This window comes from Micromonospora sp. USAFONa4, assembly GCF_057197825.1.
Genome location: NZ_CM170072.1, coordinates 1,717,548 through 1,737,894 on the forward strand (window position 1 = coordinate 1,717,548; position 20,347 = coordinate 1,737,894).

20 protein-coding genes are annotated in these 20,347 nt (G+C 71.3%); 10 read left to right on the top strand and 10 right to left on the bottom strand.

What is annotated here, in order from left to right; translation table 11 throughout:
- Nucleotides 1-18 precede the first annotated feature (18 nt).
- The 3 genes from AC0OO9_RS07045 to AC0OO9_RS07055 form a co-directional block, all read right to left on the bottom strand.
- A complete protein-coding gene (locus AC0OO9_RS07045) occupies nt 19-1,485 on the bottom strand; it encodes an NADH-ubiquinone oxidoreductase-F iron-sulfur binding region domain-containing protein (RefSeq protein WP_484516425.1) in 1,467 nt (488 codons plus the stop codon).
- The gene (locus tag AC0OO9_RS07050) at nt 1,482-3,029 is read right to left on the bottom strand and encodes a ferric reductase-like transmembrane domain-containing protein (protein WP_484516427.1); all 1,548 of its coding nucleotides are present in this window, start codon (nt 3,027-3,029) and stop codon (nt 1,482-1,484) included. Before AC0OO9_RS07050 ends, AC0OO9_RS07045 begins: the two co-directional genes overlap by 4 nt.
- 124 nt (nt 3,030-3,153) lie before the next feature.
- Nucleotides 3,154-3,579, bottom strand: coding sequence for an NUDIX domain-containing protein (locus AC0OO9_RS07055; RefSeq protein ID WP_484516428.1), 426 nt, complete (start codon nt 3,577-3,579; stop codon nt 3,154-3,156).
- Nucleotides 3,580-3,735: 156 nt separating this feature from the next.
- Between AC0OO9_RS07055 and AC0OO9_RS07060 the strand changes: the two genes are divergently transcribed.
- From AC0OO9_RS07060 to AC0OO9_RS07075, 4 genes are all read left to right on the top strand, one after another.
- Nucleotides 3,736-4,236 carry a YcxB family protein gene (locus AC0OO9_RS07060; RefSeq protein WP_484516429.1) on the top strand — a complete coding sequence of 167 codons (501 nt, stop codon included), beginning with the start codon at nt 3,736-3,738 and terminating at the stop codon, nt 4,234-4,236.
- A gap of 73 nt (nt 4,237-4,309) precedes the next feature.
- Nucleotides 4,310-5,005 carry a hypothetical protein gene (locus AC0OO9_RS07065; protein WP_484516430.1) on the top strand — a complete coding sequence of 232 codons (696 nt, stop codon included), beginning with the start codon at nt 4,310-4,312 and terminating at the stop codon, nt 5,003-5,005.
- A 196-nt stretch (nt 5,006-5,201) separates the two neighbouring features.
- The gene (locus AC0OO9_RS07070; RefSeq protein WP_484516432.1) at nt 5,202-6,650 is read left to right on the top strand and encodes an alpha-amylase; all 1,449 of its coding nucleotides are present in this window, start codon (nt 5,202-5,204) and stop codon (nt 6,648-6,650) included.
- Between the two features lie 82 nt (nt 6,651-6,732).
- Nucleotides 6,733-7,641, top strand: coding sequence for a L,D-transpeptidase (locus AC0OO9_RS07075; protein WP_484516433.1), 909 nt, complete (start codon nt 6,733-6,735; stop codon nt 7,639-7,641).
- Nucleotides 7,642-7,703: 62 nt separating this feature from the next.
- Here AC0OO9_RS07075 and AC0OO9_RS07080 read toward each other — a convergent pair whose 3' ends face one another.
- Together AC0OO9_RS07080 and AC0OO9_RS07085 are read right to left on the bottom strand one after the other, a co-directional pair.
- Nucleotides 7,704-9,800 (bottom strand): prolyl oligopeptidase family serine peptidase, encoded by a 2,097-nt coding sequence (locus AC0OO9_RS07080; protein WP_484516435.1) that lies wholly within the window; start codon nt 9,798-9,800, stop codon nt 7,704-7,706.
- 70 nt (nt 9,801-9,870) lie between these two features.
- A complete protein-coding gene (locus tag AC0OO9_RS07085) occupies nt 9,871-10,125 on the bottom strand; it encodes a hypothetical protein (RefSeq protein WP_484516437.1) in 255 nt (84 codons plus the stop codon).
- Here AC0OO9_RS07085 and AC0OO9_RS07090 point away from each other — a divergent pair.
- Nucleotides 10,061-10,234, top strand: coding sequence for a DUF397 domain-containing protein (locus AC0OO9_RS07090; protein ID WP_484517874.1), 174 nt, complete (start codon nt 10,061-10,063; stop codon nt 10,232-10,234). The two genes, AC0OO9_RS07085 and AC0OO9_RS07090, sit on opposite strands and share 65 nt — an antisense overlap.
- 272 nt (nt 10,235-10,506) lie before the next feature.
- Here the strand turns inward: AC0OO9_RS07090 and AC0OO9_RS07095 are convergent, their stop codons facing one another.
- On the bottom strand, nt 10,507-10,995 hold the full coding sequence (locus AC0OO9_RS07095; RefSeq protein ID WP_484516439.1) for a hypothetical protein: 489 nt from the start codon (nt 10,993-10,995) through the stop codon (nt 10,507-10,509).
- Between the two features lie 664 nt (nt 10,996-11,659).
- Between AC0OO9_RS07095 and AC0OO9_RS07100 the strand changes: the two genes are divergently transcribed.
- Together AC0OO9_RS07100 and AC0OO9_RS07105 are read left to right on the top strand one after the other, a co-directional pair.
- Nucleotides 11,660-12,241: a G5 domain-containing protein gene (locus AC0OO9_RS07100; protein WP_484516441.1), complete on the top strand. Its 582-nt coding sequence runs from the start codon at nt 11,660-11,662 to the stop codon at nt 12,239-12,241.
- A gap of 213 nt (nt 12,242-12,454) precedes the next feature.
- Entirely contained in the window at nt 12,455-12,751 is a 297-nt protein-coding gene (locus AC0OO9_RS07105) for a GYD domain-containing protein (protein WP_484516443.1), read from the top strand.
- A 131-nt stretch (nt 12,752-12,882) separates the two neighbouring features.
- Here the strand turns inward: AC0OO9_RS07105 and AC0OO9_RS07110 are convergent, their stop codons facing one another.
- A complete protein-coding gene (locus AC0OO9_RS07110; RefSeq protein ID WP_484516445.1) occupies nt 12,883-13,521 on the bottom strand; it encodes an N-acetylmuramoyl-L-alanine amidase family protein in 639 nt (212 codons plus the stop codon).
- 356 nt (nt 13,522-13,877) lie between these two features.
- Nucleotides 13,878-15,005, bottom strand: coding sequence for a DUF3103 family protein (locus AC0OO9_RS07115; protein WP_484516447.1), 1,128 nt, complete (start codon nt 15,003-15,005; stop codon nt 13,878-13,880).
- A gap of 882 nt (nt 15,006-15,887) precedes the next feature.
- Here AC0OO9_RS07115 and AC0OO9_RS07120 point away from each other — a divergent pair.
- From AC0OO9_RS07120 to AC0OO9_RS07130, 3 genes are all read left to right on the top strand, one after another.
- On the top strand, nt 15,888-16,208 hold the full coding sequence (locus tag AC0OO9_RS07120) for a MerR family transcriptional regulator (RefSeq protein WP_484516449.1): 321 nt from the start codon (nt 15,888-15,890) through the stop codon (nt 16,206-16,208).
- Nucleotides 16,209-16,513: 305 nt separating this feature from the next.
- The gene (locus AC0OO9_RS07125; protein ID WP_132237154.1) at nt 16,514-16,717 is read left to right on the top strand and encodes a cold-shock protein; all 204 of its coding nucleotides are present in this window, start codon (nt 16,514-16,516) and stop codon (nt 16,715-16,717) included.
- Nucleotides 16,718-16,923: 206 nt separating this feature from the next.
- Complete coding sequence (locus AC0OO9_RS07130) at nt 16,924-18,066, top strand: site-2 protease family protein (protein WP_484516451.1); 1,143 nt, start codon at nt 16,924-16,926, stop codon at nt 18,064-18,066.
- 55 nt (nt 18,067-18,121) lie between these two features.
- On the opposite strand, the gene AC0OO9_RS07135 is transcribed toward AC0OO9_RS07130, so the two are convergent.
- Together AC0OO9_RS07135 and AC0OO9_RS07140 are read right to left on the bottom strand one after the other, a co-directional pair.
- Nucleotides 18,122-18,823 carry an NUDIX hydrolase gene (locus tag AC0OO9_RS07135; protein WP_484516453.1) on the bottom strand — a complete coding sequence of 234 codons (702 nt, stop codon included), beginning with the start codon at nt 18,821-18,823 and terminating at the stop codon, nt 18,122-18,124.
- Nucleotides 18,816-20,312, bottom strand: a complete 1,497-nt coding sequence (locus tag AC0OO9_RS07140; RefSeq protein WP_484516455.1) for a hypothetical protein — start codon at nt 20,310-20,312, stop codon at nt 18,816-18,818. The genes AC0OO9_RS07135 and AC0OO9_RS07140 overlap by 8 nt, the downstream gene beginning before the upstream one ends.
- Between the last annotated feature and the right edge of the window lie 35 nt (nt 20,313-20,347).

Genomic DNA, 20,347 nt, shown 5'->3' on the forward strand with positions numbered 1-20,347 from the left:
CCGGCCTCCCCCGCCCCCTCAGGGGGCGGGGGTGAGCCGCAGCGCGAGTTCGGGGCAGACCTTGACCGCCTTGCGCGCGCCCTCGCGCAGCCAGGTCGGCACGGGGGTGGGCGGGAAGGCGGGGTAGCCGTTCCCGTCGAGCCGGATGAAGTCCGGCACGACGTGCGCGCACAGCCCGTGCCCGTCGCAGCGGGACCAGTCCAGCGTGAGCCGCTGCGGGTTCGGGTCGGGGGCGCCCGGCAGGCCCATCACCGCCCGGACCCGCCGGCCACAACCCTCGCCGGTGGTGTGCAGCCGCAGGTCCTCGGCGAACACCTCCATCGCGGAGAGCGCGAACCGGGCCGTACCGTCGGGGTGGCTGCACGCCCCGCGGCCCTTCACGTCGCCGGCGGCGGCGCGGACCACCTCCACCGGGGCGCTGCCGGCGACCGCCAGGTCGACGGCGCGGGCCAGGTCGGGCAGGCCCATCCGGCACGGGCCGCACTGCCCCGCGGACTCGCCCGCCAGGTAGCGCACCACCTGGGCGGCCTCGCCGAGCGGGCAGGTGTCCGCGCCGAGCGGGACGAGGATGCCCGCGCCGAGGGTGCCGCCCACGGCTGCCAGCCCCCTGCGGGAGATCTCCGCCCGCTCCGCCGCCTCCCGGGTGATCCACCTGCCGTGGTAGCCGCCCGTCAGGATGCCCGGCCCGTCCGGCACCTCGCACAGGTCGAGGATCTCGCGCAGCGCGGTGCCGGCCGCGCACTCCACCACCGCCGGGCGTCCCGCCGCGCCGGTGACGGTGAGCAGGACGGTGCCCGGCTCGTCGTCGGTGCCGAGCGCCGCGTACTCGTACGGGCCGAGCCGGGCGGCGACCGCGAGTTGGGCGTACGTCTCGGCGTTGGAGAGCAGGGTGGGCAGGCCGCCGACGCCGGAGTCGCTGGAGCGTCGCTTGGTGCCCGGCGGGATGTGCGGCAGCCCGTTGATGCCGTTGACCAGGGCTCCGCCCTCGCCGGAGATGAACCGGTGCGGCACGGTGACGATGCTGGTGGGCGCCGGCATCCGGCGTTCCTCCAGCGCCTCGGTCAGGGAGTCGCGGCCCACCCCGTCGTCGGCCACCCCGACGACGATCTCGTCGGCGTCCAACGCGTACGCGGCCAGCGCGGCGCCGTCGAGGACCAGGTGCGGGGCCCGGGTGAGCAGCACCTTGTCCTTCCAGCTCGCCGGCTCCCCCTCGGTGGCGTTGACCACCACCGCCGCCGGGAGGTCCCCCCGCTCGCAGGACTCCAGCACCGAGCGGAGCTTCCTCGCGAACGGGAAGCCCGCGCCGCCCTTGCCCTTGAGCTGTACGCCCTCGGCGAGCCGGAGCAGGGTGGCCGGCTCCATCGGGCCGACCGGCCCGTGCACCTCCTCGTGGGCGGGCAGGTCGAGCCGGCCGAACTCGGCGAAGCCGGCGGTGAGCCGGGGCTCGCCGACGCAGGCCACCGGCGGCACGGTCGTCCGCGTCACTTCGCCTCACCCCGCAGCCCGGCCCAGTACGCCCCGTCGACGGCGTCGGCGTTGACCCGGCGGCGGCGCACCGACCGGCTCTCGCCGGCGGCCCGGCGTGCCCGCCGGGACGCGAGGTCGACCAGGGTCGGCGTGTCGTCGGCCGGCAGCGGGACCTCCTCGGGGACGTACCGCACCGGGGGCCGCCAGTAGTCCGGTTCGAGGTCCCGGTCGTCCTCGACGCTGTGCCGGCCACCGCCGCTGCGCGGCGCGGCGGACACGGGACCGGCGGAGATCGGGTCGCTCGTCTCCCAGCGTCGGGGGCTGTCCCAGGGTTCCTCGGCCTCCTCCCGGCGGCGGGGCGGCGAAACCACTCGCCGCGCCCCGTCCCGCTCCGCCCGGTCCCGGCGAGTGCTCTCGCCGGCGCGGCGGCGGCCGGTCGACGCAGGTGCCTCCTCGCGTCGGGGACTGATCGACGCGGGCTCCGCACGGCGGCGGCCGGTCGACGTGGGCGCCTCCTCCTCTCGGCGCCGACCGGCCGGGGCGAGTTCCGCCGCACGCCGGCGGGGGCGTGCCGGGTCGCGGAGCGTGCCGGGCTCGGGCACGGCCGGCACGGTGAACCGCTCCGGGTCGCGGCGCCGCGCGGCGGGGACGGACCAGGTGCCGGTGACCGCCGTGCCGGCGATCGTGGCGCCGGCCCAGGTCCCCGCGCGCCTCTCCGGCTCCGCCGCCCGGTCGGCGCGTCGGGTCCGGCCCCGCAACAGCGACCGACGCGGGGCGTCCTCGGCGGGCCGCCCGGCCAGGGCCTGGTTCATCGCGGCGGCCTGGTGCTGCTCCCGGCGGCGCCGGCCGAGGCTGACGGAGAGGCGGACCAGCAGCGCCAGCACGACCAGCAGGACGCAGGCGAGGTAACTCAGCAGCACCCAGGGCTTCGCGGGCCGCCCGGCGTTGAGCCCGTGCACGATGGCGAACGGCCAGGAGAGGTACGCGGCCGAGTGCAGGGTCCGCCAGAGCCACTTCGGGCCGACCCCGGCGAAGCGGGCCCGGACGACACCGGTCCAGAGCACGCTCACCATCAGCAGGGCGGCCACCGTGCCGAGGCCGACGTAGAGGCCCCGTCCACCGACGAAGGGGACCACCGCGTCGGTGCTCGCCGCCCGGCCGGTGGCGATCTTCGTGAGCACGTGGAAGACCAGCCCGGCGACGCCGAGGATGCCGGTGGCCCGGTGCGCGGACTGGAGCAGCACCCGGTGCCGGATCAGCAGCACCAGCCGGTCGGTGGCGAGCAGCCCCATCATCACGGTGAGGCTCAACGCCACGAGGGCGACCACCCCGGCGAAGAACTCGGTGAAGAAGAAGCCGTACGCGTACGCGGCCGAGCCGGCGCCGGTCAGCATGGTGGCGGCCCACAGTGCGGCGAGCGCCGAGAGGGTCAGCAGGGCCACCGCGGGCCGGGACCGGGTGCGGGCCCCCCGGCTGGTGCTGGTGGTCCGGACGGTGGGCGGCTTCTGGTTCCGTTGTGCCCGGGCCATCTGCTCCTCGATCGTCTCGCGGCGGCGCACCACCGGCCGGCCCTGTTCCCCATCGAGTACGGACCGACAGGGCGGGCGGATCACCGGCGCGCGGAAATTCCGCGCACCGGCGCCGAAGCGGGGGCCTGCGTGTGATCTTCAGAGGGTCCGGTCGTGGTCAGGCTCGGTGCTCGCCAAGGACCTTGCTGAACAGGGCGAGGTAGCTGTCATGAGCCAGGGACAGTTCTCCGAGCGCGTCCTCGGTGAACCACGCGATGGCGTCGTGTTCGTCCGGCGCGGCGTTGACCGGAGAACCCGTCCACGCTTCGATCAGCCAGATCTGCATGTCGAACGTGTCGGCATGAACTTCGTGCACGGGCGGACCCGACGGCGCCGCGATGTCGATGCCCAGTTCCTCTCGAAGCTCCCGGGCGAGTGCCGCGCCGGGCAGTTCCCCGGGATCCACGTGCCCACCGGGCATGTCCCAGACGTCGGGATACCAACGGCGCTCAGGAGATCGGTGGCACAACAGCACCCGGTTGTCGTCCCGCAGCAACGCCGTGACGATCCGAGCCTTGGGAGAGCCTTCCGTGGAGATCGACACAGGCGCATTGTGCCACCCGACCTTGCTGCGACGAGGCAGGCGAGAAGGTCATCCCGGGACGGTACGTCGGGGTCGTACCGCTGACGACGGACGATCCGGTCGGTCGGTGCGAGTCAGGCGCTGCCGACGAACGGTAGGGGGCACTATCGTTCTGGCGTGCACATCCGTTTCGACGTCCCCGCCGATCCCGCCTACCCGGGCCGCGTGGCCGCTGCGCTCGGCAGTGTCCGGTTGCGCAAGTTCGGCTACGTCGGTGCGGCGCTGGTGGCGGTCGGGGCGATCGGGTTTGCCGTCTCGCGGGGGTTCTCGTGGGGTGACCGGGTTTCGTCGCTGTGCATGGCGATGGTCCTGGGTGGCGTGCTGTCGATGTTGTACTCACCCTGGGTGCAGTGGCGGGCCCGGCGTCGCTCCGGTCGCTACGCCGTCGAGGGTGCCTACGACATCACCGACGACAACATCATGATGCGCAGCGGCTCGGAGTCCGGCGGTATCGCCTGGGACGGGGTGGCTCGGGTGCGGGACACCCCCGAGTTCTGGATCGTGTACGTCGGCCGGATGCCGGCGACCGTGATCCCACGCCGCTTGATGTTCGCTGAGGACGCGGAGACGTTGCGAGCCTTCATGGCCGATCGCGGGCTGCTCGTCGGCTCCACCTGACGAGGTCTCAGGCCAAGCTGGCACCTCTGCTGAAGCCTGCCGCTTCCTGGTTGGGCGGGGATGGCAAGCTGCCATGGTGTCTGCGGAGCCGCGCGGCGACTACTCCTGGCTGTTCGACCTGGTGGCGGTCGATCCGGTCGTACGTCACCATGCGCTCGCTCGGCATCAGGCCCTGCTCGCCGCGGCGGGCGAAGCGTTGCACCTGTCGAACGACCTGTGGGCAGCGCAGTACCGGTCGAGGTCCGGTCAGGCTCGGCTCGCCGCGAGGTTGGACCAGGCGCGCGCCGACTTCCGGTGGCATCAGGCGCAGACGATCCACGGACCTCTCGATGCCTTCCGGGACGCTTCGGACGACGACCGCGCCGGCCGCGCACGGTGGGCGCCGATCGCCGCCCTCTACCTGCGGTGGGAGGCGGAGTATCCCGACGAGTGGGGAGCGCCGGAGTCGTGGATGTGGTCCCGCTGGGGAACGAAGGAGGTGCTCCTTCGCCGGCTCGATCGGGGCGGTCTCCCGGAGGCCGTCAGGCCAGAGATCGCTGAGCTGATCCTCGCGGCGCTGAGGCGGCCGTACCGGTGCAAGGACTGGCTGTACGCCAGCCTGGTCCGGCAGCTTCACGACTCGCCGTTCCTCCGTGAGGTGGGGACGCTGACGTCCGCCGATGATCCCCTGGTCCGGCTCCGGGCACAGTTCGTCCTCCATGTGGCCGCGCATCCCGAGCAGGCTCTCACCCGCACGAGCTGGCGACGCTGGCTCGACGCGGCCACCTGACCGCTCGGTCGCAGGCGCCTGGCCGTCGTACGAGGCCGGCAGGCCGAAGGCATCCACACATGCCCATGCATTGACAGTACTTGCAATGCGCTTGTAACCTTTCGGAAATTTTCAAGCCGTACTGCAAGATCCCGGCACCATCGGGGCCTCCCGGCCTCGCCACCGCCCGTCCCCCATCCCCCGTCAGGAGTCCTCCATGCAGAGACGTCGACGGTTGTCGGCGATCGTCGCCCTCGGCGTGATCGCCGGCCTGATCGTCCCCACCGCCGCGACCGCTCCCCCGGCCGGCGCGGCCCCGGCAGGCGGCAAGAAGGTCATCGCCAACCTCTTCGAGTGGAACTGGTCGTCGGTGGCCACCGAGTGCCGCACCAACCTCGGCCCGAAGGGGTACGGCTGGGTGCAGGTCTCGCCGCCCCAGGAGCACGTGCGGGGCTCGCAGTGGTGGCTGGCGTACCAGCCGGTCAGCTACCGGATCGAGTCCCGCAAGGGCACCCGCGCGCAGTTCAAGTCCATGGTCGACACCTGCCACGCCGCCGGGGTGAAGGTGGTCGTCGACGCGGTCGTCAACCACATGTCCGGGCAGGACAACGGCGGCACCGGCTGGGCCGGCTCGTCGTACGGGCACTACGACTACCCGGGGATCTACCAGACGCAGGACTTCCACCACTGCGGCCGCAACGGCGGCGACGACATCGCCAACTACAACGACCGGTGGGAGGTGCAGAACTGCGAGCTGGTCAACCTCGCCGACCTGAAGACCGAGTCGGACTACGTCCGGACGAAGATCGCCGGCTACCTCAACGACCTGCTCTCGCTGGGCGTCGACGGCTTCCGGATGGACGCCAGCAAGCACATGCCGGCCGCCGACATCGCCGCCATCAGGGGCAAGCTGTCCCGCTCGGCGTACATCGTGCAGGAGGTGATCCACGGCGCCGGCGAGCCCATCCAGCCGGGCGAGTACACCGGCAACGGCGACGTGCACGAGTTCCGCTACGGCAAGGACCTGGCCCGGGTCTTCCGCTCCGAGAAGCTGGCCTACCTGCGCAACTTCGGCGAGGGGTGGGGGCACCTGCCCAGCTCCTCGGCGGCCGTCTTCGTGGACAACCACGACACCCAGCGCGACGTCGGCGGGGTGCTGACCTACCGCGACCGGGGCATCTACGCGCTGGCCAACGCGTTCATGCTCGCCTGGCCGTACGGCTCCCCGACGGTGATGTCGAGCTACACGTACAGCCAGCGCGACCAGGGCCCGCCCTCGGACGGCTCCGGGCGGACCCTCAACACCACCTGCTACTCCGGCTGGGAGTGCGAGCACCGCTGGCCGGTCATCGCCAACATGGTCGGCTTCCGCAACGCCACCGAGGGCGCCGGCGTCGTCAACTGGTACGACAACGGCAACAACCACATCGCCTTCGGCCGGTCCGGCAAGGGCTACGTCACGATCAACGACGAGGACTCCGCGGTCAACGGCCGGTCCTACCAGAGCGGGCTGCCGGCCGGCCGCTACTGCGACGTCGTCCACGGCACCTTCAGCAACGGCACGTGCAGCGGGCCGGTGATCACCGTGGACGGCGGCGGCTGGTTCGCCGCGAACGTGCCCGCCCACGACGCGATCGCCATCCACGTTGGCGCGCGGCTGAGCTGAGGCTCCACCCTGCGGACCCCGTCCCGGCCGGCATTCCGGCCGGGACGGGGTTTCGCCGCCGTTCACCCGTTACAGTTAGTTTGTGCGTTTTGACCGAATGAACCGGCGACACGTCCGCGCGCTGGCCGCCGCCGTCGGCGTACCCCTGCTCCTGCTGGCCGCCGGGGCCACCGGCTGGGCGCTGACCCCCGGGGCCGAGCCCACCGCGCCGCCGGTCGTCATCGGGCCGCCCGCGCCGACCGGCGCGGCCCCGACCAGCGCGGCGCCGGAGCGGGTGCCCGTCGCCGCGCCCGCGCCGGACGACCTGCCGGTGGTCGACTACGGCCCGGCGCCCACCGGCTTCCCGGCCGATCGGGACACGATGGACACCACGCCCCTGACCGAGGGCCTGCACCCGACCCGCCGCATCGCCGCCTACACCGCCCCCGGCGGCCGGCCGCTGGCGTTCCTCGACCCCACCATCAGCGGCGTCGAGCTGACCATGCCGATCGCCCAGCGGCGGGCCGGCTGGACGGCGGTGCTGCTCCCGTCGGCCAACCGCACGCTCGCCTGGCTGCCGCCCGGCGGCCACACCACCGTGGCGCTGGCCGACCAGATCGTGATCGAACGCAGGCACCACCGCCTCACCTGGTACCGCGCCGGCCGGGCCGTGCGCAGCTGGGAGGTCAGCCTCGGCCAGCGCGGCCAGGAGACCCCGCTGGGCCGGACCTTCATCCTGGGCCGCACCCCGCCGCCGCAGAGCGTGTACGGGGGCGTCGACATCTACGCCCTCGGCTCGGTGCCCGACGACCCCGACTCGGTGCCGGCCGGCCTGCGCGGGGCGCACATCGGCATCCACAGCTGGTACCACGACGGCGAACTGGGCCGGAACACCACGAACGGCTGCATCCGGCTGACGAAGAGCGGGCAGCGGGAACTGCTGGCCGAGGTGCGCCCCGGCACCGAGGTCGTGGTGGTCGACGAGCTGCCCGCCCCACCCCCGACGGCCTGACGGTTCCGTTCGCCGGCACCCCACGGCCGGCTGGCGGCGTCCCCGGATCGCGTCGCGCCCGGTCAGGGAGCGATCCGCTCGTCCACGGCGGCTGGCGAGGACCGGCGCGGCAGGGGCGGGCGGGTCTGCCCGGCCAGCTTGCGCCACAGGAACTCCAGCGTCAGCGCCCAGACGAAGGCGCGCTGCTCGTTGTTCGCCGCCGCGCCGTGCCCGCCCTCGACGTTCTCGTAGTAGGCCATGTCGTGGCCGTGCTCGCGCAGCCGGGCCGCCATCTTGCGGGCGTGCCCGGGATGCACCCGGTCGTCGCGGGTCGAGGTGACGAGCAGGACCGGCGGGTACGCCCGGTCGCCGTCGACGTTGTGGTACGGCGAGTAGCCGCGCAGGAACTCCCAGTCGGCTGGCACGTCCGGGTCGCCGTACTCGGCCATCCACGAGGCGCCGGCCAGCATCCGGTGGTAGCGCCGCATGTCGAGCAACGGCACGTGCGCGACGACGGCCCCGAAGAGCGACGGATGGCGGGTCAGCATCACGCCCATCAGCAGCCCACCGTTGCTGCCGCCCTCGATGCCGAGCGTCTCCGGCGTGGTGATGCCCCGGGCCACCAGGTCCGCCGCCACCGCCGCGAAGTCCTCGTACGCCCGGGGCCGGTTCTCCCGGATCGCGGCCCGATGCCACCGGGGGCCGTACTCCCCGCCGCCCCGGATGTTCGCGACCACGTACGTGCCGCCCCGGGCCAGCCACCCCCGGCCGATCATCCCGCTGTAGCCCGGGGTCAGGGAGATCTCGTACCCGCCGTAGCCGGTGAGCAGCGTCGGACCGGCGGGCGCGTCCGGGTCCCCGACCACGAAGTACGGCACCCGCGTGCCGTCGGCCGAGGTGGCGAAGAACTGGCGTACCGCCAGGCCGTCCGCGTCGAAGGACGCCGGCGCCCGCTTGAGCGTCTCGACCGCCCCGCCGACCTGCCCGAGGCGCAGCGTCGCCGGCTGGAGGAACCCCTCCGAGGCGAGCAGGTAGGCGTCGTCGTTGTCCGGGTCGGTGTCCACGATCTCGCTGTGGTCGAACTCCGGCACCCCGGGCAGCGGCTCCCGCCGCCAGCCCTCGCCGTCGGGCGTCAGCACCTCCAGCCGGCTGCGCACGTCGACGAGGGTGGCCAGGATCAGCCGGTCACGGGTCCAGGACCAGCCGCTGAGCGCCGTACGGTCGTCGGGCCGGAAGAGCACCGTCAGCTCCCGCCCACCGGCGAGGAACGCGTCGAACCGGGTCGCCAGCAGGGCGCCCGCGGGATGGGTCACCCCGGCCACCGGCCACGGCGAGCGCAGCCGGATCAGCAGCCACTCCCGGTGCACGTCCCACTGGGCGTCCTCCGGCACGGCGATCGGGACCCGATCGCCCGCCCCGGTCAGGAGGAAATTCTCCGTACGGTAGAAGTCCAGCCGGCGGCCCACGAAGTCGCGCTCGAACCCCGGCGTGGGGTCGTGCGTGGCGTACACGACGACGTCGTCCGCGTGCCCCTCGTAGACGACGTCGGCCTCGGCGAGCGGCGTGCCCCGCCGCCACCGCTTGGCGAGGCGCGGATAGCCGGAGGAGGTCAGCGAGCCCGGCCCGAAGTCGGTGGCGACGTAGACGTGGTCGGCGTCGATCCAGTCGACGTCGCTCTTCGCCTCGGGCAGCGTGAAGCCGTCCTCGACGAAGACGCGGCGGTCGAGGTCGAACTCCCGCACCACGACCGCGTCGCCCCCGCCCCGGGAGAGGCTGACCAGGGCGCGCCCGTAGCCGGGCCGCAGGACCGTCGCCCCGCCCCAGACCCAGTTCTCGCCCTCCTCGGCGGCCAGCGCGTCCAGGTCGAGCAGCACGTCCCACTCCGGCTCCGGCCGGCGGTACTGCTCCAGGGTCGTCCGTCGCCAGAGCCCGCGCGGGCGCGCCGCGTCGGTCCAGAAGTTGTAGTAGAGATGGTCGCCGCGCCACCCGGGGTAGGGGATGCGGTCGTCCGCGTCGAGCACCTGGCGGAGCTCGGCCCGCAGGGCGGCGAAGGCGTCGCCCCCGGTCAGGGCGACAACGGTCTCCGCGTTGCGGTCCCGCACCCACCGCGCGGCGTCCGCACCATCAAGATCTTCCAGCCAGAGGTACGCGTCGTCGGTCCCCACGGTCAACCCAGCCACCCCGCCACTATCCCCGACGGGGAACTCCCGCCCGAGCCGGGTGCCTGTCGGCATGACGACGACTACCCGCTCACCGCCATCTTGGCCGCCGTAAGCACTCGCCGTCGTGGTCGAGCCAGAGCAGACACCGCAGGCCGCTGGCCAGGCGCCGGTCGCAGAACAGGCAGTGGCGTACGTTCTGGTCGTCCTCGGCCGACACGGTCGTGCCCGCCGGGTCGGCCTGTGGCAGCACGTGCGTCCAGTGCGCCACCACTCGGGCGATCCGCTGCGCGGCGAGCAGATCCCCGACCACCACGGGCAGGTGGACCACCCAGCGTTCGGTCACCGGTCGCAGCTGGGACAGCAAGGATCCGAACGGCCCGACGCTGACCTTCAACCCGAGCAGCTGGGTTGCTTTTGTTGAAGGCATCAAGAGCCCGCCACCTAGCCGCTGACGAGCGACTTAGCCCGCTTTTGACGCTTCCTGGGTGAGCGGGCCGTGATGGCCGCTGGACAGGGCGCATGTTTATCGCGGACATCGACAAATTCACGAGGGCATGGGCCCGGAACCGAAGTCTCGGCGGCGGCGGTTACTCATCGCTCCTAACGAGGTACTGCGCCGGGATGCACGCAATCGGCATTACAAAATTAGCTGCGTTCAAGCAACCTTGCAACTGTGAACCCAGCAATCGCCGCCCCGTGCCGCTGACCGGCAGGCCCCAGGATCTCAATCGGCAACAAGGATCACATCAAGCCCCTGGTCCGGATGATACGTCCATGAAGCTCGCATCTTGCCCCACCTGGCGCTTTGCTTGCCGTCAAGCGCCCGGGTAGACGTCATCTCAGAAACAACATGGTCAGGCGCCCTCACCTCTTTCAGAACGCACTCGATGTCCGAGTAGGCGAGCCCCAAGGCCTCCTTCCCTCCGCTATCAAGGGTGAGTGACTTCCCGCCGTCTCCGACCGTCGCGTACTCAGACAACGAACACTTGTCCTTAGCAGCAACCAAGACGGGGTCGCCTTCTCCTCCCCCCTCAACTTGGCCAGAAGGGCGAAAGACCACGGCACCCGTGGCAAGACCAGCACCAAACAGGAACACGCCTCCAACGGCAGCCGCAACCGCAAGTTTCCACTTCTGGCCGGTCACCCTGAGCGGTGCCGGGGCCTGTGGGGCACCAAGCGACTGGGCAAGCGCACTCAACTCCTCGGAACTCATCGACCTAAGCTCCGCGTCGGTCGGGTATTGGTCGCCTGACACCTCAGGACCCGGAAGGCTTGAACTCACTTTTCGTCCTAACGAGATGGATCTTGTCGGCGTCGCTCAACCACCGGCGCACTGATTGCCTGACGCAGGCTAGTTGCCACCGAGCAGCCGCACTAATCGATGTCGGAATTCCGACAGCCGATTCCCTTGCTATGGCATTTCCAGCACACCACACAGCAGGCCGCGCCGACCTATGGGCCAGGTTGTGCAGCCGACGCTCGGAACCCTGGGTCGCCAAAGGCCGGATGCGGGGTCGGCAAAGCAGAGAAATCGTGCGCCGATGGGCTACCCCACGACACCCGTCAGTTGCCACGTTCGAATCAAATGATACCGATCGTGTCCGGCCAGCCACTGATGCCGGTCGCTGTCGTTCAACACACTTTGGCGCGTGACATCTCCACATTCACAGGACCCGTGGTCGCAGCAGGCGCCACCACCACCCCACAGCATCCAGCCCGGCGCAGACGGGCCTGTGGCTGCCTACCCAGCACCGCAGCTCCCGACCGCCGGATCCGTCTCCGGCCTGCCGATTCATCCGCAGGCCCGACCCAGCGTGGCTAAGATCGCCCTCGCCTGCGCCGCCGTGCTGACGCTCCTCTGCTGCGGAGGATCGATCGTGGCCGCGCTCGCCTCGCCGCCAGCTACCGAGACCAACGGCAAGGCAGCCGAGGCTGCTCCGAGTATCAGCGCCGTCAACGAGCCGATGACGGTGCCGGCCAGCGACCCGCCACCCAGCACGACACCGACACATGGCGCTGCCGTGACGACGCCCAGCGCGGCCCCTACGCCTGTGCCGCAAACCCGGACCGTCACGGAGAAGCAGCGGATCAACTACACGACCAGGACGGTCAAGGACTCGTCGCTACCCGAAGGCACCACAAAGGTGAAGACTCGCGGTGCCCCCGGGATCCGCACCCTCACCTACGAGATCACGCTGGTCGACGGCGTACAGACATCCAAGAAGCTCATCCGGTCGCAGGTCACGAAAGCACCCGTCACCCAGGTCGTCCGAGTCGGCACGAAGCAGGAACGCCAGTGCGACCCCAACTACAGCGGATGCGTGCCCATTGCCAGTGACGTCGACTGCGCTGGTGGCAGCGGGAATGGACCGGCGTACGTCCATGGTCCGGTGCGAGTGATCGGCAGCGACATCTACGACCTCGACCGTGACGGCGACGGCGTCGGCTGCGACGACTGAATTACCCGCGCCACCCCGACCACGAGCCAAGGCAGGCCCGGCGGCGACGGCCGCCCACGGCATCAGCGTGATCATGACCGTGACGTCGACCCGGCAGCAGTCCTCGACGGCGTCGTGCTCCAATCCACTACCGGCGCCGACCCTCTGGTGGCTTTCGGCAATTATGACCAGAATTTACCTTACGCTGAAACCTCTTCGTGGAGGTGAAGGGTCATGTCGACGTATGTCGCGTTGCTGAACTGGACCGATCAGGGGATCCAAAACTCCAAGGACACCGCGAAGCACGCCGAGGCCTTCGCCGCAGCGACACAGAAACTGGGGGCGAATCTCCAGAACATCTGGTGGACCGCCGGGCTGTACGACCTCGTGGCCGTCGTCGAGGCGCCCGACGACGAGACCGCCTCCGCGGCGCTCGTGCGGCTCGGCGGGGCGGGCAACGTCCGCACCACGACCATGCGGGCCTTCGGCCAGGAGGAGATCAGTCGCATCGTCGCCAAAGCCGCCGGCTGACTCCATCACGGCCACGACCAGGGGCGGCTGCCGACCTGAACGAGCAGCCACCCCGCGCGTACGGCCAGGACCACGTAGCGCGTCCTCGCCGGCCCCGCTGCGGCGTGCAGGCGCCTCAGCGACGCAGCATCCTAGAGGCCGAGGTAGGCGGCGATGCCGTTGGCGTGCCCCCGGGCGGTGGCGGTGATGAAGGCGGCGCGCTTGAGCAGGTTCGCGTCGGCCACGGTGTCGATGAACAGGTTCTCGGCCAGGACGGCGGGCATGGCGGTTTCGCGCAGCACATGGAAGTTGGCGGTCTTCAGGCCGCGGTCGGTGACCGAGCCGACGGTGCGCATGCCCGACAGGACCCGGGAGTGCACCGGACTGTGCAGGGCGCTGGAGGTGCCCGGGTACCGGTAGCTCTCGAAACCCGTACCGCCGCCGGAGTTGATGTGGATGCTGACGAAGATCGTGGCGCCCCACGCGTTGGCGTCGCTCGTGCGGTACGTGAGACTGCGGGTGATGTCCGAGGTGCGGGACATCCGCACGTCGACGCTGTAACTGGCCTTGAGGATGTCGCGGGTCTGGAGCGCGATGCTGAGGGTCAGGGCCTTCTCGGTCAGGCCGTTGCCGACGGCGCCGGGGTCGGTGCCGCCATGCCCGGGGTCGAGGTAGACCTTCGGGACCGCCGCGTGCGCGACGCCGGTCGCCGCCCACGGAGCCACGACGAAACCAGCGGCGGCAGCCAGCAGGGTACGGCGGCGCGCTGAGGAGTTACTGATCACGAGCACCTCTCCACAAGATTAGGGATGCCGGGAGGCCGCCGTGGGCCGCCTGTACCCGTACGGGCTGGCACGGCGCCACTGTAATGCATGTAAATGTATAGATGAGTAGACAATCCGCTGCCCGGAGACGTCCAGCGGGGGTCGAGCGGAACTGACAGACATTTCCTCCGTTACGCCCGTTCAACGGGTACAGCGCGCCCAGTGAGCCGCGCCGGCATGGGCGAGATGGTCACCGCGCCACCCGGGGTAGGGGATGCGGCCCTGCGCGTCGAGCACCTCCCGCAACCCGGCCCGCAGGGCGGCGAAGGCGTCGCCGACGGCCAGGGCGGCCGTGGTCCCGCGTTGCCCGAAGAGCGGGCCTGTCAGAACTGCGCGACCCAGTACGGAGAGAGGTCCATCCAGCCATTGGCGGCGGCGCCGTGCTTCCGGCCGCTGCTGGCGGTGCTCAGGGTGTACCAGGCGTCCACGAAGTCCGGGTCGTCGGTGTACCAGGAGGTGGGGACGGCGTCCAGGATCGCGTTGACCAACGGGGTGTACGCGCCACCGTCCACGATCACCAGCAACGCGCCGGCGATGGCCTTGACCAGGGCCGCGTAGTTGGTGTCCCCGTCGTCCTCCATCATGACCACGTCGGCCAGGTTGTACTTGTACGAGGAGAAGTGCACCAGCAACTGGTTCGGCTGGTAGGTGGTGCCGTCGTGATCCAGATACGGCATCTGCACGAGGTCGACCTTGACCTTGCCGTCCAACCCGAACCCGGCCACGAGGTTGTAGATCTCGGCGTCCCCCTTGATCCAGGGCTCCTCGTCGTCGCTCAGCCGGACCGCGTCGACCTTGGTGGCCCAGTAACCGGCCGACGCGGTCACCCCGGAGGCGCGGGTCGCCGGACGCGCCGGAGCCGCCCGGCCGATGCCCCTCTCGCCCAGCTCCTGGCGCATCATCGCCAGCCCCGCGGTGAGCGCCCGCTCGGTGTCCACGTCCACCACGAGCACCGGCTGCCGCGGCACCCGCGTGGCATCCAGCACCACCGTGCCGCCGGAGCGGTCGTAGGCGGTCACGCTCGTCGCCGAGTCGTCGGGCGGGGTGGCGGCCACCAGCGGTGCCTCGCCGCGGGCCAGCGCCGCGCGCATGTCCGGGTGGGCCAGCCGCAACCGCAACAGCGAGCCGGTGCCGCCCGGCAGGCCCTTGGCGACCAGCAGCCGCTGGTTGGCGGCGCGGAGGTCACCGGCGAGCCGGGCGTCGACGCCGGCGGCGAGCAGGTCGACCGGGCCGTTCACGGCGGAGCCGCCCAACCGGGTCAGCTCGGACCGACCGGTGAGGGCCACCTGACGGGCCACGCCGTCGGTGATGGCGAACACCGGGCTGGCGACCGCCGGGGCCGGCGCGGGGTGGTCGGGCCGGGCGTACGCCGGGGTGCCGGTCGCTGCGACCAGAGTGGTCGTCGCGATGCCGAGTGACAGGACGGCGCGGCGGAAGGTGCGTCGGTTCACATGGACTCCTCTGCGTCTCCCGGCCATCGGCTCGTGGCGGCGACCGAAAGATTGACGACGATGACTAAATAGGTATACGTCCACGGGGAAGCCGTCAACGTCGCCGTCAGCAGTTGATTACGTACCGCAGCTCAGACAGCCACGAACCGGACCGGCTTCGGCAGCGCAGGTCGCCGCCGTCCTCGCGCACATCTCGAAGCGCTGGCTGACCTGCGCGTCGCCGGGCGCACATCCCCGCGGGCCGGCGGCACGGTGGGGAGACCCGCGATCAGCGGCCCAGAAAATCTGGTCTCCCGAGGCTAGACATTCTTGGTGGGGCTGGGTAGTGTTGCCTCCGTTGACGACAGAGATCGGTTAAAGACGCTGACGAGAGCAGGAGCGTCGAAGCAGGGCCCGGAACTTCTCGCGGCCCGCTCGGCAACTGCGGTGGAACCACATCACCGCGCGCAACACGGCAAGTGCAGGACAAGACCTTGACGTAACTCCAGGTCAGGGCAGACCGCAGGCAGGGCCGATGCAAGGTTCGGGGCTCCGCCTGATGCAGCAAGGATCCGCCGCACATGTGCGGGGCCATGAAGTCGCGTGGGGCTCCGGCATCGGCGGATAGCAACCGTAGGCAATGCAAGAAGAGGAAAGGGAGGGCTGGACGCCGTTGGATCGCCCGCTGTCAGGACGTAGTGCGAGTTCTGAGGCGGACGCCGTAGTCCCATCGAACGTGAGGTGGTCTCCGGTCACGCTTATGCGATCCTCGCACCGCCTGCCGATAGCGGCACGGTGCGGAAACGAGAACCCGACGAACCTGTCGGTGGATGGTGTACTCAACCCGTAACCCTGGGCCCCGGCGCGTGTTGCGCCGGGGCCCTCGTTCGCGAAGAGGAATGTATGGCCCAACCCGACGACATGCTCAACGACGACGACTACCCCGCCTACACCATGGGCCGCGCCGCCGAGATCGTGGGTGCCTCGCAGGATTTCCTGCGCCGCCTCGACGAGGCGAAGCTGATCAGCCCGTTCCGCTCCGCCGGCGGACATCGCCGCTACTCCCGCTACCAGCTGCGCCTGGCCGCACGGGCCCGGGAGATGGTCGACCAGGGCACCGCCCTCGAAGCCGCCTGCCGGATCATCATCCTCGAAGACCAGCTGGAAGAGGCCCTCCAGCACAACCGCGACCACCAGTGCCGCCAGCAGGCCGGCGCTACCTGACCCCGCGCCGCACGGTCCTTCTCCACCACGAGAAGGACCGTCTGCCGCACCCCGAAGAACCTGCGGACGTCGCGCCGCCAGGACAGGGACACACGCAGGGAGACCAGGGGCTGTTACCCGCCTGTGCTACGGTCTCCCTGTTGCAGTTTTGATTTCCGTAGACGTTTCCGGCGCCTGATGGGGTTATCTGAAACCTCATCCAGGCGCTCTTTTCGTTTGTCGTGTCGGTTCGGCGCGGGCGATCAACGCGGCGGCGCGAGAGTCCGCACACCGTGCGGTCTCCAACAGCCTGCGAAGGAGCAGACATGGCTACAGGCACCGTGAAGTGGTTCAACGGCGACAAGGGCTTCGGCTTCATCGCCCAGGACGGCGGCGGCCCCGACGTCTTCGCCCACTTCTCCGCGATCGCATCGAGTGGCTTCCGCAGCCTCGATGAGAACCAGCGGGTGGAGTTCGACATCACCCAGGGCCAGAAGGGCCCGCAGGCGGAGAACATCCGCTCGCTCTGATCCCATTCTGCGGACGGCGGCCCGACTGGTTCAGCGGGCCGCCGTCCGTCATTTCCGCTGGCGGTGGGCCTGAGCGCTAACCACGCCGAGTTCCGGCGCAGCAACCGGCCAGGACCTCGTCATCGGACGGTCCGCCCGTCGCGGCATCGGCCAGCATGGCCTTCCGAACTGGCATGGGCGCGACGATCGCGGGTAGTACCCGAAACATGAGGGCGAGTTTCCGGCTCGGCCGGATCGCGGGCGTACCGGTCGGGGTCAACTGGAGCGTCCTGGTCATCTTCGCGCTGATCGCCTGGGGGCTGTCGGCCAACCAGTTCCCCCGGGCCTACCCGGACCGGCCGGTCGCCGCGTACGTCCTGGCGGGGCTCGCGGCGGCGGTGGTCTTCTTCCTCGGCCTGCTCGCCCACGAGGTGTCGCACGCGATCGTCGCCAAGCGCAACGGGCTGGAGGTCGGCGGGATCACCCTCTGGCTCTTCGGCGGGGTGGCCGAGCTGCGCGGCGAGGCGCGCGACCCGGGCGCGGAGCTGCGCATCGCCGGCGTCGGCCCGCTGGTGAGCCTGCTGATCGGACTCTTCTTCGGCGCGATCGCGGTGGTGCTCGCCGTGGCCGGGGTGCAGGGGCTCCTGCTGGGCTCGCTGGCCTGGCTGGCCGGCATCAACGTGCTGCTGGCGGTCTTCAACGCGCTGCCGGCCGCCCCGCTGGACGGCGGGCGGCTGCTGCGCGCCGCCGTGTGGAAGGCGACCGGCGACCGGACGAAGGCGTCGGTCGTCGCCGCCCGGGCCGGCTGGGTGCTCGGCGCGGTGCTGATCGGGCTGGGGCTGTGGCAGTTCCTGGCCGGCGTCGGCATCGGCGGGCTGTGGCTGACCCTGATCGGTTGGTTCCTGATCGGCGCCGCCGGCATGGAGGAGCGGCAGGCCCGGATGGGCAGCGCGCTTCAGGGCATCCGGGTGGCCGACGTGATGACGCCGCAGCCGCAGACCGCGTCGGGACAGATGACGGTGGGCGACTTCGTCGACCACTACCTCTTCGCGTACCGGCACACGGCGCTGCCGCTGACCGAGGACGACCGGCCCGTCGGCCTGGTCACCCTCGACCGGGTGCGCGGCATCCCGGCGGACCGCCGGGCCGGCACGACGCTGGCCGAGGTGGCCTGCCGCGCCGACGAACTGGTGCTCGCCCGGCCCGACGAGCCGCTGAACGAGCTGCTCCCCCGGCTCAGCGAGTGCGCCGACGGGCGTGCGCTGGTGGTCGCCGACGGCCGCCTCGTCGGGATCGTCTCGCCGAGCGACATCAGCCGGGCGGTGCAGCGCGGCAGCCTCCGCGATCAGCTGGCCGGCAACCGGCACTGACCGGGTGCCGGCCGCCGGGGAACGGGCGGGCGGCCGGCACCGGACGGTCGCGGGATCAGCGCGTACCGGCCGCCAGCAGCCCGCGCAGCCAGGCTCGGGTCCAGGCGGCGATGGTGAACGAGTCGGTGATCGTCCCGTCGCTGATCAGCTCGCCGACCCGCTCCGGCGGGTGGGCCCGGGGCGCCCGGATGCCCTCCGCCGCGCCGACCGGCCCCAGCTCGGCGATCTCGGCGAGATAGAGGCGGACCGCGTCGGTCGCGGTGCCGGTGTCGGGGTGCACCTCACCGAGGTCGACCAGGCGGGTCGGCGCCACCCCCAGCTCCTCACGCAGCTCCCGGACGGCCTGCTCCTCGGCGGCCACCCCCGCCTCGCCGAACCCCCGGGGCGCCTCCAGGTGCCAGCGCCTGGTGGCGTGCCGGAAGTGCTCGACCAGCACGACCGCGCCGTCGAGCACCGGCAGCAGCACGACCCCGTCGGCGCCGCCCGTGGGCAGCTTCCGGACGTACGTCCCGACAGCCCCGCCGGGGAGGCGGACCGGGTCGCGCAGCAGCGTCACGTACTCGTCCCGGTAGACCACCCCCGTCCGGCTCCACTCGACCGGCAGGCCACGGGCGCGCAGCGCCGCCGCCTTGGCGCGTTCCGCCGCCGCCACCTGTTCCGCCCCGTCGAGGATCTCGACCGCCGCGTCCGGCGGGTTGGTGAAGTACTCGGGCCGCCGCCTGCGCAGCTCGGCGTACTCGCCCCGCTCGTCAGTCATCGTCCCCCTCCGGCCGGTCGATGTTCGCCTCGTTGGCCTCCTCGTCGCCGTCGGACACCGGGAAGCCCATCTCCCGCAGCCGGCGCACGAGTTCCCGCCAATCCTCCCCGGCCCGCTGGAGACGTACCCGCATGACGTCGATACCGGTGCCCAGCTCGCGCCCCGCCCGCCGCTGGTCCCGCCCCACCACGGCGAACCGGACGACGGCCGTCGCCCCGCGCGCGGCGACCTCGGTGGCCACCTCCCCGACCAGTTCCACCCGCGGGTCGCCGTCGAACACGATCGAGACGCTGCTCCCCATCACCTCGACGGTCACCCGGATCACGGGCTCCCAGGCGTTGATCCGGTCCAGCCGCCGCTCCCCCACGATGTCGGTGAGCCGCCGGGCCAGGGCGACGTAGCGGTCGTACACCTGCTGGGAGCGGGTGACGAAGTCGAGCGGCTCGTCCAGCAGGGCCCGGAGGCTCTCCACGTACCCCCGCCACTCGTCGGTCCGCCGGGCCTGGTGCACGTGGTGCAGTTCGAGGCCGGTCAGGTCGATCCGCAGCGGGAGCTGCACCAGGTCGAAGGCGTACGGCCGCAGCGTCCGCAGCAGGCCGAGCAGGTCGTCCATGTCGCGCTCCGGGGGCCGCTCCCGCCGGTACTCCTGCATCGCCGTGCGGCGCAGCGAGTCCGCCGGGATGAGCGCGAAGCCGTCGACGGCGTCCGGCAGGGCCGTGTTGTAGCGCAGGTCGACGAGCTGCTTGAGCTCGGCGACCAGGGGCCCGGCGCGGAACATCCCGTCGGCCGGGTTGGTGTCGGGCTCCATCAGGAACTCCCGGTAGAAGCCCTCCCGGTCGGCCTGCTCGGCGCTGAGAGCCCACATGGCGACCTCCTGCAACCGGCGCTTGAGCAGCGGCAGGCTGTCGTCGTCCAGCCGGAGGTCCCGCTGGAGCTCCGCCAGGTTGAACGCCGGCAGCTGGAGCAGGAAGCGACGGAACTCGGCGATGATGCAGCGCTCGGTGAGCAGCCGGTTCTGCGCGTCGTCCCAGGACAGGCGCAGGCAGCGTACGGTGTCGACCTCGTCGAGCACGCGTACCCACGCCGACCAGCCCGCCGAGTCGACGCCGAACCTCGGCTCCGCCACCGGGGTGCGCTCGGACAGCAGGAACGGCACGAGCACGCTCTCGTCGAGCAACGCGCGGAAGGCGTCCCGCTGCGGGCCCTCGGTGGTGAAGTCCTGGTGGACGACGGGGTTGTTGAAGAAGTAGGCCCGGTTCACCACGACCTGCTCGGCGTTGAGGATCGAGCGCAGGTACTCGGCGCGGGCGTCGCGTCGACGCGAGCGCTCGACGTCCCGGTACGACAGCCGCCGGCTCAGCATCCGTTCGAGCAGGTCCTGGGTCACCCACTGGTTGTCCAGGCACTGGGCCACGACGGTGATGGGGGCGAGGTCGCGGTTGTCGATCGGCGTCAACCGGTCGCCGGCGCCGGCCAGATCCGGGGACATGTCTCTCCTCTGTGGACACGACAGGGTCGTCAGAG